The organism is Lutibacter sp. (assembly GCF_016342705.1).
GTDB lineage: Bacteria > Bacteroidota > Bacteroidia > Flavobacteriales > Flavobacteriaceae > Lutibacter.
Map to the genome: position 1 here is coordinate 171,901 of NZ_JAEINV010000007.1, position 14,108 is coordinate 186,008.

General features: G+C 28.7%; 13 protein-coding genes. 2 read left to right on the forward strand and 11 right to left on the reverse strand.

All coding sequences use genetic code 11. The features are described from left to right. Window positions 1-37: 37 nt before the first annotated feature. The gene (locus tag JEY78_RS08760) at window positions 38-1,429 is read right to left on the reverse strand and encodes a hypothetical protein (RefSeq protein ID WP_291849682.1); all 1,392 of its coding nucleotides are present in this window, start codon (window positions 1,427-1,429) and stop codon (window positions 38-40) included. A 157-nt stretch (window positions 1,430-1,586) separates the two neighbouring features. Between JEY78_RS08760 and JEY78_RS08765 the strand changes: the two genes are divergently transcribed. After that, entirely contained in the window at window positions 1,587-3,212 is a 1,626-nt protein-coding gene (locus JEY78_RS08765; protein WP_291849684.1) for an ABC-F family ATP-binding cassette domain-containing protein, read from the forward strand. A gap of 28 nt (window positions 3,213-3,240) precedes the next feature. On the opposite strand, the gene JEY78_RS08770 is transcribed toward JEY78_RS08765, so the two are convergent. The 7 genes from JEY78_RS08770 to JEY78_RS08800 form a co-directional block, all read right to left on the reverse strand. Further along, window positions 3,241-3,693 carry a sensor of ECF-type sigma factor gene (locus JEY78_RS08770; protein WP_291849688.1) on the reverse strand — a complete coding sequence of 151 codons (453 nt, stop codon included), beginning with the start codon at window positions 3,691-3,693 and terminating at the stop codon, window positions 3,241-3,243. 10 nt (window positions 3,694-3,703) lie between these two features. Beyond that, window positions 3,704-4,324 (reverse strand): hypothetical protein, encoded by a 621-nt coding sequence (locus JEY78_RS08775; protein WP_291849691.1) that lies wholly within the window; start codon window positions 4,322-4,324, stop codon window positions 3,704-3,706. A 33-nt stretch (window positions 4,325-4,357) separates the two neighbouring features. Beyond that, window positions 4,358-4,900 carry an RNA polymerase sigma factor gene (locus tag JEY78_RS08780; protein ID WP_291849693.1) on the reverse strand — a complete coding sequence of 181 codons (543 nt, stop codon included), beginning with the start codon at window positions 4,898-4,900 and terminating at the stop codon, window positions 4,358-4,360. Between the two features lie 58 nt (window positions 4,901-4,958). Next, the gene (locus JEY78_RS08785; RefSeq protein ID WP_291849696.1) at window positions 4,959-6,413 is read right to left on the reverse strand and encodes a TonB-dependent receptor; all 1,455 of its coding nucleotides are present in this window, start codon (window positions 6,411-6,413) and stop codon (window positions 4,959-4,961) included. Window positions 6,414-6,535: 122 nt separating this feature from the next. Continuing rightward, a complete protein-coding gene (locus JEY78_RS08790; protein ID WP_291849698.1) occupies window positions 6,536-7,942 on the reverse strand; it encodes an NAD(P)(+) transhydrogenase (Re/Si-specific) subunit beta in 1,407 nt (468 codons plus the stop codon). After that, complete coding sequence (locus JEY78_RS08795; RefSeq protein WP_291849701.1) at window positions 7,942-8,244, reverse strand: NAD(P) transhydrogenase subunit alpha; 303 nt, start codon at window positions 8,242-8,244, stop codon at window positions 7,942-7,944. Before JEY78_RS08795 ends, JEY78_RS08790 begins: the two co-directional genes overlap by 1 nt. Before the next feature lie 12 nt (window positions 8,245-8,256). Beyond that, entirely contained in the window at window positions 8,257-9,360 is a 1,104-nt protein-coding gene (locus JEY78_RS08800; RefSeq protein WP_291849704.1) for a Re/Si-specific NAD(P)(+) transhydrogenase subunit alpha, read from the reverse strand. A 378-nt stretch (window positions 9,361-9,738) separates the two neighbouring features. Between JEY78_RS08800 and JEY78_RS08805 the strand changes: the two genes are divergently transcribed. Further along, entirely contained in the window at window positions 9,739-10,503 is a 765-nt protein-coding gene (locus JEY78_RS08805; RefSeq protein ID WP_291849707.1) for an MBL fold metallo-hydrolase, read from the forward strand. Here the strand turns inward: JEY78_RS08805 and JEY78_RS08810 are convergent. The 3 genes from JEY78_RS08810 to JEY78_RS08820 are packed head-to-tail and all read right to left on the reverse strand — an operon-like array spanning window position 10,500 to window position 14,029. Beyond that, window positions 10,500-11,126, reverse strand: a complete 627-nt coding sequence (locus JEY78_RS08810; protein ID WP_291849710.1) for a class I SAM-dependent methyltransferase — start codon at window positions 11,124-11,126, stop codon at window positions 10,500-10,502. The genes JEY78_RS08805 and JEY78_RS08810 overlap by 4 nt on opposite strands. 4 nt (window positions 11,127-11,130) lie before the next feature. Continuing rightward, a complete protein-coding gene (locus tag JEY78_RS08815) occupies window positions 11,131-13,455 on the reverse strand; it encodes a GH92 family glycosyl hydrolase (protein WP_291849713.1) in 2,325 nt (774 codons plus the stop codon). 1 nt (window position 13,456) lies between these two features. Beyond that, window positions 13,457-14,029 (reverse strand): pentapeptide repeat-containing protein, encoded by a 573-nt coding sequence (locus tag JEY78_RS08820; RefSeq protein ID WP_291849716.1) that lies wholly within the window; start codon window positions 14,027-14,029, stop codon window positions 13,457-13,459. Window positions 14,030-14,108: the final 79 nt, after the last annotated feature.

Sequence of the window (14,108 nt, forward strand, 5' to 3'; positions counted from 1 at the left end):
CAAAGGTACGGCTAATTTTAACACAACCAACAAAATATTAATTTAATTCTAATTTTGTTAATTCTGAATTTAATTTCTTGGAATCCAAATAAGTAAAACCGTTTTTTACAATTCCATCATCACCAACAATAATAACTCTTGGGTAGTAACTGGTTAAAAAAGAGTAGGCAGCACTTGTTTTTGGTAACTTATATTGCTGTTGAATATCTAATTTTTTTAAATGAGGTTCGGTTTTAATCTCTCTAAATGTGGTTTGCATATTAATACCAATAAATAAAATATCAGGATATTTATTTTTTAGATATTTTATTCTATTAACTAAATATTCTGTAGACATAAATTCCGTAGTCCAAAAGTAAATTACAGCATTTTTACCTTTAATTACAGTGTTAATATCTACTAATTCTTTAGTGCTAGATTGAATGTTAAAACTAATTAATGGTTTGCTATTTTCAACCGCTTTACTGTCATTTACTAAGTTTTTAACTTGTGTTTTGTACTCTTCATTTGTGCATTTTTCTAAAAATAGTTTTAACGTTGGTTCGTGAATAGTGCAAGAAGATTCACTTTTTAAAAAATCATTTACAACCACACGTTTTAACAAGGTGTTTTTAAATTCATCTAGTTGAATATTTTCATCAATAGCATTTAAAATGTTCATTGTTAAGTTATTTTTTGTGCTGTCTTTTTCAATTAAATCATAACTTAAATTGTACAAATAACTAACCACATAATTCTGATAAGGGTAAAACGAAATTAAATCGGCTTGATTGAAGTCAATATCTTTTCTATAGTTGTAGAAATCCTCATTTAATACAGGGAATTTATCTAAATTAAGTGCTTTTTTGTGAAAATAAGGATAAATCTCTTTTAATCTATATAAAGGAAAATGAATGGCTGATTTTGTTAGTTTTTTAAATCCACTCGAAACGTTATCTTCAGCTTTTGAAAACTCCTCATATATAGCTTCTCGTTCTGTCATTAATGAATCAATTTTAGCAGTAAAATCAGTTTCGTTTAAGCTAAAATATTGATACATAGCTTTTTCTTCTTTTTCATTCTGTAAAAATAAATTGATTAGAAACTCATTCTTACTACCACCATTTCCACTAAAAACTATAGATTCATCAAAATCCCAAGAATTTAAACGTAATAAAATACTGTCTTTTGGTTCAATATAAACATATTGAAATTCTATACCATGTTTAAATGTATAAAGTCCTTCATCTAAGTTTTTGTAATTAGAAATAAATCTGTTTTGCTTGTCTAATTGAAGTGTGTCAATAATTTTGTCGTCTTTTAAAAGAACTACAAAACTATCTTTTGGGTTCACAATTTCACCACCAAAATAGGTTGATTTATCCTTTGTACTAGTTGTATTACAACTAATTAAAAACAAAGTTACTATAGTGTGAATTATATATTTCATTGAGATTGAATTGAAACAAAAATACATACATATTATTTTTTTGCTTGTTAACGTGATGTTAAATAACATAATAGTTCGTAAAATTAACTTTTGATTAAATAATTTTTAGTGAATCTAATTTACTACTTTTGCAAAAATTTAAAAATTAATAAACAACATGCTTTCAGTATCAAATTTATCTGTTCAGTTCGGTAAACGAATTTTGTTTGACGATGTTAATACAAAGTTTACTATTGGTAATTGCTACGGTATAATTGGAGCCAATGGTTCAGGAAAATCAACATTTTTAAAAATTATTTCAAGAGAAATAGATCCAACTTCAGGACACGTAACTCTTGATCCAGGAAAACGTATGTCTGTATTGTCTCAAAATCACTACGCTTTTGATGAGTATCCAGTGTTAGACACTGTGATGATGGGAAATAAGAAGTTATACGACCTTAAAAATGAAATGGATACTATTTACGCAAAACCAGATTTTACTGAAGAAGATGGAATTAAAGCCGGAGAGTTGGGCGTTGATTTTGAAGAAATGGGAGGTTGGAATGCAGAGAGTAACGCTGCAAGTTTATTGTCTTCTTTAGGAATAAAAGAAGAAATGCATTATACGCCAATGGCTGAGATTGAAGGGAAAGATAAAGTGCGTATTTTATTAGCGCAAGCTTTATTTGGTAATCCGGATGTGTTAATAATGGATGAGCCTACCAACGATTTAGATTTTGAAACAATTGGCTGGTTAGAAAACTTTTTAGCAAATTATGAAAATACAGTAATAGTTGTTTCGCATGACCGTCACTTTTTAGATGCAGTTTGTACACATATTTCTGATATTGATTTTGGAAAAATAAATCATTTTTCTGGAAACTATACATTCTGGTATGAGTCAAGTCAGTTAGCGGCAAGACAACGTGCACAACAAAGTAAAAAAGCTGATGATAAAAAGAAAGAATTAGAAGAGTTTATTCGTCGTTTTTCGGCAAACGTTGCTAAATCTAAGCAAGCAACAAGTCGTAAAAAAATGATTGAAAAATTGAATATAGATGATATTAAACCATCTAGCAGAAGATATCCAGCAATTATTTTTGAAAGAGAAAGAGAAGCAGGTGACCAAATTTTAAATGTGGAGCACTTATCAAAATCTACGGATGAAGAAGTGTTGTTTAATGACATAAGTTTTAATTTAAATAAAGGCGATAAAGTAGCCTTAATTTCAAGAAATTCTAGAGCTGTTACTGCTTTTTACGAAATTTTAAACGGACATGACAAAGCTGATGCTGGAAAATTTCAATGGGGCGTAACAACAACTCAATCGTATTTACCTTTGGATAACGCTGAGTTTTTCACAGATTCAAATTTAAATTTAGTAGACTGGTTGCGTCAATATGCTAAAACTGAAGAAGAACGCGAAGAAGTTTTCTTAAGAGGATTTTTAGGAAAAATGATTTTTAGTGGGGAAGAGGCATTGAAAAAATGTAACGTGCTTTCTGGGGGAGAAAAAGTGAGATGCATGTTGTCTAGAATGATGATGATTAGAGCAAATGTTTTAATGTTAGACGAGCCAACAAATCATTTAGATTTAGAGTCTATTCAGGCATTTAATAACTCATTAAGCAATTTTAAAGGCACTGTTATTTTCACAACACATGACCACGAATTTGCGCATACAGTTGCAAATAGAATTATTGAAATTACACCAAAAGGAGTTATTGATAGATATTCTACTTTTGATGAGTATTTAGATGATCCAAAAATTAAAGAATTGAGAAATCAATTATATTCATAAAAAAAGGGAGCAATTTTGCTCCCTTTTTTTATTGTTTCATCATTCCTTTTCGTCTACCATATTCTTGTAGCATTCTTCTGTTAAAATCTTTTTCAGCTTTTTGAAGAAGTATTATTTTTTTTGAAGAAATTATTTTAGATAACTCTTTTTGCATTTTTATTTTTTGAGTTACTATTTCTTGTTCCATTTGCAACGAATTATTGAGGTATTTTTCAGCATCACTATCAGAAATAGCTGCTAAATTTCCATTTTTTAGTAATTTCTTGTCTAAATTACCTTCTAATTCAAATTTTAATTCATGAATTTTATCGGAATATAAATTATAAACCGGCCAAAATTTTTCTGCTTCTTTAGATGTTAAATTTAAAGCATTTGTAATGTAAGACGATTTTAAAAGATGAATCTTTTGTCTGAATTGTTGTGCAAATAATGAGTTTGTTGTAATAACAAATACTATAATTATTAATATTTTTTTAATCATTTTTATATTTTTAATTTTCAAGAAGTAAATTTTCTAGATTTTCTGATCCTAAGTAATTCAACAAATCTTCATTTGAAATACTATTGTTATCTAAACTGTTTTCAACGTCGAAATCTGGAAATGCAGAAGACAATGTTACCGTATTTACTTCAATTATTCCATTTTGAATGAGTTGTTCAATCTCTGATGTTTCTAATGAATCAAAAGTTATTTCTGAACCATTTTTAGAAGGATTTAAAATAAAAACTAGTGCTAATGATGCCGCAATAGCAAAAGAAGCAGCATATTTTAAAGTGTTTTTTCTAAGAGAAATAACTTTTTGTTTTTTTTCTAGTTTAGATAAAACACGATCTTCAATAGTTTCAAAATAATTTTCAGGCGTTAAATTGTTTTTATTTTGAAGCAATTCTGACTTTAATTTGGTAATAACCAAATCTTCTATACTATCAAAATAGTTATCAGGAGTTTTAAAATTATTGGTGTTTTTAATTTTAGCTACTTTATTTTTTGAAATTTCAGCAAAAACTCCATCTTCAAAAGAGTCAAAATAGTTTTCAGGTACATTAAAACCTGTATCTTTTTTGATACTGCTTAATTTTGGTGCTATTTTATGTAGTTTTTTTGTTTTCATTTCAATAATAAGACAAACTTTTTATAAAATGGTTTAATGAGTTTTTAAATATTCTTCAATTTTATTTACTGCGTGAAAATAAGATGCTTTTAATGCACCAACTGAAGTTTCTAGTATTTCAGATATTTCGGTATATTTCATTTCATCAAAATATTTCATATTAAATACTAATTGTTGCTTATGAGGAAGTGTTACAATGGCTTTTTGTAAAAGTAACTGTATTTCATCACCAGTAAAATCATTTTCAAATTGTAAGTTTTCCGCCATTTCATATTGTAAATCACTTAGGCTAACTTGTTGTTTTTTAGCTTTTTGATTTATAAATGTTATGGCTTCATTTGATGCGATTCTATACATCCAAGAGTACAATTTGCTGTCTTCATTAAATGAATGAATATTTTTAAAAACTTTTATAAACGTATTTTGCAATACGTCATCAGCGTCATCATGTGATAGCACAATTTTACGAATATGCCAATACAAACGTTTTTTGTATAAGCCCATAAGTGCTCTAAAAGCTTCTTCTTGTCTTTTAGGGTTTTTTAGATTTTCTACTAATGCTTTTTCTTCTGTCACCTACTACTAGTTTATAGTTAGACTATTAAAATTGGCGAAGGTTTAATGAAGTAAGAAATTATTTAAGTTTTGCAAATTTTCTTCTAGAATATCCGAAAAGTCGTTCTTCTATTATTATTTCAGCAATTCCTTTTGGAAGCATTTCTTCCCAACCATGTTCACCATTGGCTATCATTTCTAACACAGTTTTAGAAAATACATCTAAAATTTCTGGATTGTAATCTTTAATGTCAACAACACGTCCATTATATTTAAAGAATTTATATAATTCTTTCATACGTGGATGTACTTTTAAATTTTCACTTGTTCTAATTTCACCAGTTCTTTGATCTTTAAGAGGATATAAGTAAACTTTTAAATCTTTAAAGAATAATTTTCCGAATGCTTCTAATATTCCACCACTTAAATTTCTATAATATTTTTCATCAAAAATTTGAACAAAACTTGAAACGCCCATTGCTAATCCAATACGAGCTTTGGTATATTCAGAGAAGTATTCAACTAATTTATAATATTCCTGAAAATTGGTAATCATTACATTTTGGTGTAATGAACACAATAATTCTGCACGTTCTAGAAAATCTCTTTCATCAATTTCACCTTCTGTGCTTAAGTTTGTTAAAGTAATTTCAAATATGATTTTGGTGTTTTCTGCTTCAACTCTTGTTTCATTCAAAAATAGATTTTTAGCTAAAGTAAACATATCCATATTTACTTTAGTAACCGGTCTAAAACTACCTCTTAATGCTAAAATGTTTGCTTTATAAAGTTGATGAGCAGGTAATAAATTGTTACCATCTGGACCAAACATAACGGCATTTGTCATACCATTTTTAACTAATAACAAACTCATTAATCGGTTATCAACATAGGAAAATCTTTGACCAGAGAAATTAATCATGTCAATTTCAATCTGTACTTTATGTAAATTATCATAAAGAGATTTTAAAAGTTCTTTAGGTTTATCATTTATATAATAGGCGCCATAAATTAAGTTAACTCCAAGTATACCAAGTGTTTCTTGTTGAAGTTTTGCATCAGTTTCTTTAAAACGAACGTGTAAAATAATTTCGTTGTATTCTTCTAAAGGATCCAGCTGAAATTTGATTCCAACCCAACCGTGACCTTTAAATTTTTTAGCAAAATCAATAGTGGTTACTGTGTTTGCATAGGAAAAAAATATTTTTCCTGGGTGGTTTTTTCTGTGAAGTCGATCTTCTGTTAATTCAATTTCATGAGCTAACATTTTTTTTAACCTTTCTTCAGTTACATAACGTCCATCTTCTTCAATACCATAAATAGAATCGGAGAAGTCTTTATCATAAGCGCTCATTGCTTTTGCAATAGTACCAGATGCGCCACCAGCTCTAAAAAAATGTCGAACAGTTTCCTGGCCAGCACCTATTTCAGAAAAGGTTCCATAAATATATTTATTTAAATTTATTTTTAAAGCTTTGTCTTTACTTGAAGGAATTTCATTATAAATAACATCACCTTTTAACTTTAGTGGCATAAAAATTTTTTTAGTTTGCCACAAAATTAATAAAAATTGAGAGTTACTAGCTTAAATATTTTAAAAAATAAAAAAGGGCTAACATAATGTTAACCCTTTTAAACTATTGATTTTAATGTATATTACATATTTTTTAATTCTGCCACTAGTTTTGTTAAAGCTTCTTTGGCATCACCAAATAGCATAGAGGTTTTTTGGTTGTAGAATAATTCATTTTCTATACCCGCATAACCAGCATTCATACTACGTTTGTTTACTATAATATGTTTTGCATTTTCAACATCTAAAATAGGCATTCCATAAATTGGACTTGAAGGATCATTATGAGCTGCTGGATTTACCACATCATTTGCTCCAACAACTAAAACTACATCGGTATTTGAAAATTGAGGATTTATATCATCCATTTCTATTAATTTACCGTAATCTACATTACTTTCTGCTAATAAAACATTCATATGGCCAGGCATACGACCAGCTACAGGATGAATAGCATAAGATACGTCTACACCTTTTTTTGTTAATATTTCCTCAAGTTCATGAATAACATGTTGGGCTTGAGCAACTGCTAATCCATAACCAGGTACAATGACTACTTTGTTCGCATAATTCATCATAACTGCAGAATCACTGGCCGTAGTTTTCTTTATAGTTCCCCCAACTTTTCCGCCAGAAGCTGCTGCTACATCTGAACCCCCTCCAAAAGCACCAAAAATTACGTTGGTTAATGAACGATTCATAGCATTACACATTACAAAGGTTAATATTAGTCCTGCTGAACCCACTAAAATACCACCAACAATCATTACCATATTTCCATATAAAACACCAGTTATAGCAGCTGCTATACCTGTTAATGAGTTTAACAATGAAATTACTACTGGCATATCCGCACCTCCAATTGGAGCTACAAATAGGTATCCATAAATTAATGAGGCTATTAATAACACATATATTAATAATAAACTATCTGTATTTAGAACTACTATATATGCGGAAAAAGCAACTAGCGCTAAAAATAGTATGTTATTAATTAGGTTATATTTAGGCAATCTAACATCTTTCATTGAACCGTTTAATTTTGCCCAAGCAACCAAACTCCCTGTGAATGTGATACTTCCAATTACAATGGCTGAAAGAATTGTTGACGCAATAGCTGAAGAAGCTTTTTCTGTACTTTCAGCGCCAACATTATTACTAAACTCTATTAAACCTATTAGCAAGGCACTACCACCACCAAAACCGTTAAATAGAGAAACTAATTCTGGCATTTTGGTCATTGCAACTTTCATAGCAATAATCCAACCTAAAATTGTTCCAACTAATAATGCAATTGCAATTAAAATATAGTTAATAGTAGGGACATCTTCAAATCCGTGTAAGAATAAGGTTCCAATAATAGCCAAAATCATCCCAGATGCAGAAATTAAATTTCCTTTTTTCGCAGTTTCAGGATGTCCTAATAATTTTAAACCAATAACAAAAGTTACGGTAGCAATTAAATAAATAATACTTAGTGTTATACTCATTATTTTTTCTTTTTAAACATTTGTAACATTCTGTCGGTAACTGCAAAACCACCAACAACATTAATAATTCCCAGTACTACAGCAATAAATCCTAAAGTTAAAGCTAAAGTAGTTTTTGCTTCAAGCATCACTAAAATTGCTCCAACAATTACCACACCACTTAAAGCGTTTGCTCCAGACATTAGTGGTGTATGTAGCACAGATGGTACATTTTTAATTAATTCAACACCAATAAATATCGCAAAAATTAGGATATATATGAGTTCAAGATTATTGCTTAAAAATTCTAATAATTCATTCATATGTATTCAGTTTTAGTTTTGTCTAATAGTTCCGTTTTGTACAATTAATGTATCGTTTGTAATTTCTTCTTCTAGCTCCCATTTAAATTCATTATTTTCTGTTAAATGGTTAATAAAGTTCAACATGTTTTTTGCATATAATTCACTTGCATTTGTTGAAACGCTTTCTGGAGCAATTGTTGTTCCTATAATTTTTACACCATTTTCAATAACAGTTTCATTCATTTTACTTAATTCACAATTACCTCCTTGAGCCGCAGCTAAATCAATAATTACAGCTCCATTTTTCATTTGATGAACTTGATCTGCAGTTATTAATACTGGTGATTTTCTTCCAGGAACCATTGCAGTAGTAATTACCAAATCTGCTTGAAATAACGATTTATTTACAGCTTCTTTTTGTCTTTTTACGTAATCTTCAGATGCTGTTTTTGCATAACCACCTTCAGCTTTTTCTTCTCCTGTATTGTCTACAGAAATAAATTTTGCTCCTAAAGATTCAGTTTGCTCTTTTGTTTCTAATCGGATATCAGTAGCTTCAACAACAGCTCCTAATCTTTTTGCAGTTGCAATAGCTTGTAAACCAGCAACACCAACACCATAAATTAAAACTCTTGAAGGAGTAATAGTTCCGGCAGCAGTCATCATTAATGGAAAAATTTTTGTCATTTCATAAGCTCCTAAAATAACCGCCTTATAACCGGCTAAATTACTTTGCGAACTTAAAACATCCATATCTTGTGCTCTTGAAATACGAGGCATTGCATCCATTGAAAATGCAGTAGCACCTTTAGCGGCAATAGCTTTTAATAATTCAGGGCTTGATTTATGAAATAATTGACTCATTAAAATATGTGAATTGTCAATTAGTTTTAAATCTTCTGTATCAAAAGGATTTATTTTTATTAAAATTTGAGATTCTTTAAAAACCACAGCTCTTTTTTCAAGAGAAGCTCCAACTTTTACATAATCGGAATTTTTAAATGAAGATTTAATCCCAGCATCTTCTTCAACTATAACTTCAAACCCTTTTTCTATAAGTTGTTTAGCAATTGTAGGTGAAATAGACACTCGTCGTTCTCCTTTTTGAGTTTCTTTTAATATTCCTATTTTCATTTAATTAAGTTTTTATTAAAATATTTTATTTTAAACATTCACTTTGGTTCATTTGATAAAAAAATAAAACCAGCGTAAAAGCTAGTTTCAAACCCTTATTATATATTATAATTATAGAAAAAGTTAATTGAGATTACAGTAAAAAACTTCATTATAAGTGTATAATTTAAGGGAAGTAAATATATAAATTTATAACTTTATAAAAGTTGATAAAAATCACATTTAAGGCTATTGTTAAAAAACGTAAAGGAAATTGCTTTATATGTAATAATTATTACAAAGAATTAAATATTTCTTTAAAAAAATACATTTAAAATGAACTTTAAATTGTTTTAGTTAGTTTTTAAATATTCATGTATTTTTATAAAAAATAATAATTTGAAAATAACTTTTTTAGGTACAGGAACTTCTCAAGGTATTCCTGTAATTGGAAGTTCGCATCCAGTTTGTCTATCCCAAGATAAACGTGATAAAAGATTGAGGGTTTCTATTTTAATTGAATGGGATGAAAATGTGTATGTTATTGATTGTGGTCCGGATTTTAGATGCCAGATGTTACGTGCAAATGTTTCAAAAATAAACGGTGTTTTGTTTACTCATGAACATTCAGATCATACTGCTGGTTTAGATGATATACGTCCTTTTAGTTTTCAGCTAGGAAATGTGCCTATTTATGCTAAAAAAAGAGTGATGGAAAATCTAGCGTATAGGTTTGACTATATTTTTAATGATGAAAATAAATACCCAGGTGCACCAAGTGTTCAACAAAATATTATTGAGAATAAAGAATTTAAATTAAATAATTTAGCTTTTTTGCCAATTGAAGTAAATCACGGTTTATTGAAGATTTTTGGATACAGATTTAATAATATAGCTTACCTTACCGACGTTAAAACCATTAATATTGAAGAAAAAGAAAAGCTTAAAAATTTAGATATTTTAATTATTAATGCAATTAGATACAAGCCTCATCATTCTCACTTAAATCTTGAAGAAGCTTTAGCTTTAATTGAAGAATTACAACCAAAACAAACATATTTAACTCATATTAGTCATCATTTAGGTTTTCATGAAGAAGTTCAAAAAATACTACCTAAAAATGTGTTTTTAGCGTATGATGAATTAGTTTTAGAAATAGATTAGTCCGTAATTTTTTTTGCAATCATTAAAAATATTGGATACTTTTTACCAGTATCTTCCTTTTTAATTACATAAGGAATTGAATAATGAACTATTTCAAATCCTTGTTGATTTAAAATGTTTTCAAGGCTATTTTTATTAAAACCAAAATGGCCATCAAAATTTTGCTCTTTTGGATGAAACGAGCCATCTTCTTCATCTAAATCAGCAATACATAAATAGCCGTTAGTATTTAATAATGAATGAAATATAGTTGAAATTTGCTCAATATTATTAATATGATGAAGTGTCATTAAGGTAAAAATAGCATCGGTTTTTTCAATTTTTGAAGGGTTTTTTATTAAATCAATTAATAAAGGTTTAAAGTTTTTAATTTGTTGATTTTTAATTTTTTCTTTCAAAACATTAATCATTCCTTCAGAAGAATCTACCAAAGTAATTTGGTTGAAATGATCTTTTAAAGCAAAACTTAATAAGCCAGTTCCACAACCAAATTCCAACGCATTCATTTGTTTTGTTGGTTTTATAAAAGCAACAATTTCATTAGCAATTAATTTAGCTCTGTTGCGTTTTTCAACATCTTTATCCCAATCTTTCGCTTTTTCATTAAAATGTGTGGTGCTCATTGTTTTAATTTATTTTTGGATTTGGTGAAAGGTAAAAAGTAATTTCACCTCCATTTTTTATAGCATCATATTGTAAAAAATGGTTTTTAATAGTAAATCCATTTACTTCAACTTTTTCAACATACACATTATCAGTACTTTGATTTATAGTATTTATAGTGATAGTTTTACCATTTTCTAAATTTATGATTGCTTTGTTTACCATTGGGCTTCCAATTGCATAATCATTTGAGGCTGGTGTAACGGGATAAAATCCTAAAGCACTAAAAACGTACCAAGCACTCATTTGTCCGGCATCATCATTACCACATAAACCATCTTCACCATTGCTATACATTGTATTCATAATCATTCTAATACGTTCTTGTGTTTTATACGGATGATTTGTCCAGTTATACAAATAGGGAATATGATGTCCAGGTTCGTTTCCTTGAACATAGTTTCCAATAATTCCATCTCGGGTTATATCTTCGTTTTTTTCAATGTATTTGTCTTCAATTTCAGTATTAAAAATATAATCTAAATGTTCAGAAAATTTATCTTTTCCGCCCATTAACTCAATCATATTATCAATTTCATGAGGAACATATAAACCATAATTCAGCGCATTACCTTCAATAAAACCTTGCCCGTGCGTATCAATAGGATCAAATTCTTTTCTCCAAGTTCCATCACTTAATTTTGGGCGCATATAACCAATACCGTCATCATATACATTTTTATAATTTTTTGAACGATTTAAATAGGTATTATAAACAGGTGTATTTTCAGCCTTTTTTGCAATTTGAGCAATACACCAATCATCAAAAGCATATTCTAAAGTTTTTGAAACTGAGGAAGAGCTTTTATCTTCTGGAACAAAACCAAGTTTAACATATTCTCCAATTCCATCAAAATAAGTAACATTTGTAGTATTTACTGAAGCTTTTAGCGCTAAATTAATATCTACATCAGTTGTGCCTTTTATAATTGCATCTGCAATAACCGTGGTAGAATGGTAACCAACCATGCACCAGTTTTCATTGGCATAATGACTCCAAATAGGCAACATTTTGTGTACACTTTGGTTATGATGTGCTATCATAGATTTTACCATGTCATTATTTCTTGAAGGTTGAATAATGTTAAATAATGGATGCAAGGCTCTATAAGTATCCCAAAGTGAAAAAATAGTAAAATTTGTAAAACCTTCAGATTGATGTATGTTTTGATCTAAACCTCTGTACGCACCATCAACATCTTCATAAATAATTGGACTTAACATGGTATGATACAAAGCTGTGTAAAAAGTTTCTTTTTGTGCTTTTGTTTCAGTATCAATAACAATTTTATTTAATTCTTTATTCCATTTATTTTGTGTTTCTTGCTTTGTTATATTGAAATCCCAATGTGGAATTTCAGCTTCCAAATTTTTTAGAGCTCCTGCAGTACTTGTGTTAGAAAGTGCAAATTTTATTTTTATTTTTTCGTTTTCTTCCGTCTTAAAATTAAAATAGGCTCTTATATTTTTTCCAGCCATTTCAGGAAAATTTTCTTCCTCATTAAAACGTCTGTAAAAGCCATTGTATTGAACATTGTCATATTTTTTGTGACCATAACTTTTGAAAGGCTTTGAAAATTGCATTGCAAAAAAAACTTTTTTGGTGCGTGCCCAACCATTAGTTTGCCTGTAACCAGTAATTAATGAATCGTTTTCAACGCGTACAAATGTCCACACATTTTTATCTTCATAATTATAGATGTTTGAAATTAAATCCAAAATAATATGAGAATCTTCAGATTTTGGAAAGGTATATTGATGAAATCCAACTCTTTCAGAAGCTGTTAACTCAGCTTTTATATTGTAATCATCTAAAAGAACTTTGTAATAACCAGGTTCGGCATCTTCATTTTTATGAGAAAATTGGGAGTGATAACCACTTTTAGGAATTGATAGATCTCCAGGCTCTAAATTTAAATTTCCGGTTGTTGGCATCACTAAAAAGTCACCTAAATCTGAATGACCTGTTCCGCTAAAATGTGTATGACTAAATCCAAAAATGGTTGAATCGTTGTACTGATAACCAGCACAATATTTGTAAGTTTCAGCATTATATTTTCCATCAATAAACATAGGTTGTTGATTGGTTTCTGGACTTAATTGAACCATCCCAAATGGAGCCGTTGCACCGGGAAATGTATGGCCCATATTTTTTGTTCCAATAAATGGATTTACAAATTGAAGTAAATCAATAGGTTGGGAGGTTACTTTTGAAGTCATAAAATTTTCTTTTTTACTGGCACATGAAAAAGTTATTAATAAAATAAGTAGTATGGAGTAATTTTTCATTTTATTCAATGATTAGTTGATATTTTTCTAATAAACCTGCTAAGCCATCTTTAGAAAATTTAGCTTTTTTAATAGTATTTTTTTCTATATCAATAGAGTAGTGGTAAGAAGAGCTGAAATCTGCTTTTCCCAAAAGAGTATTATCAAACACAGCCAATTTTAAGTCACAATTGTCAAATAAAGCATTTGTTAAGTCAGTTTCAACAAAATCAGTTTCATTTAACTGGCAGTTTTTGAAATTTGTGTTTTTTAACTTCAGTTTATAGAATGAAGCCAAATTTAACTGACATTCAGTGAATTTTAATTCTAATAAAAACGGATCACATTCTCCAAAATTAAGACCAATCATTTTGCATTTTTCAAAATGAACATTTTTTAGAGCAGTATTTTTAATTTTAGATAAGCTAAAGTTACAATCTATAAAAACACACTCAATAAATTGATTATTAGATAAATCAATTCCTGTAAAATTACAATTAATAAATGTGCAATTGTCATAATCTCCTTTTACAATTGGAGTTATTGTATAGTTTATTCCTTTAAATTCTTCGCTATCAATATATGGTTGGTTCATAAGGTAAATTTAAACATTTTAATTTTTGACCTAACATTTTTAATAAAAATTTTAGGTAAATAATAAATGAATGAATATT

What these genes read in the sequence shown, in the direction of transcription:
- JEY78_RS08760 (WP_291849682.1), bottom strand. Translation starts at nt 1,429, where the DNA reads ATGAAATATATAATTCACACTATAGTAACTTTGTTTTTAATTAGTTGT.
- JEY78_RS08765 (WP_291849684.1), top strand. Translation starts at nt 1,587, where the DNA reads ATGCTTTCAGTATCAAATTTATCTGTTCAGTTCGGTAAACGAATTTTG.
- JEY78_RS08770 (WP_291849688.1), bottom strand. Translation starts at nt 3,693, where the DNA reads ATGATTAAAAAAATATTAATAATTATAGTATTTGTTATTACAACAAAC.
- JEY78_RS08775 (WP_291849691.1), bottom strand. Translation starts at nt 4,324, where the DNA reads ATGAAAACAAAAAAACTACATAAAATAGCACCAAAATTAAGCAGTATC.
- JEY78_RS08785 (WP_291849696.1), bottom strand. Translation starts at nt 6,413, where the DNA reads ATGCCACTAAAGTTAAAAGGTGATGTTATTTATAATGAAATTCCTTCA.
- JEY78_RS08790 (WP_291849698.1), bottom strand. Translation starts at nt 7,942, where the DNA reads ATGAGTATAACACTAAGTATTATTTATTTAATTGCTACCGTAACTTTT.
- JEY78_RS08795 (WP_291849701.1), bottom strand. Translation starts at nt 8,244, where the DNA reads ATGAATGAATTATTAGAATTTTTAAGCAATAATCTTGAACTCATATAT.
- JEY78_RS08800 (WP_291849704.1), bottom strand. Translation starts at nt 9,360, where the DNA reads ATGAAAATAGGAATATTAAAAGAAACTCAAAAAGGAGAACGACGAGTG.
- JEY78_RS08810 (WP_291849710.1), bottom strand. Translation starts at nt 11,126, where the DNA reads ATGAGCACCACACATTTTAATGAAAAAGCGAAAGATTGGGATAAAGAT.
- JEY78_RS08815 (WP_291849713.1), bottom strand. Translation starts at nt 13,455, where the DNA reads ATGAAAAATTACTCCATACTACTTATTTTATTAATAACTTTTTCATGT.
- JEY78_RS08820 (WP_291849716.1), bottom strand. Translation starts at nt 14,029, where the DNA reads ATGAACCAACCATATATTGATAGCGAAGAATTTAAAGGAATAAACTAT.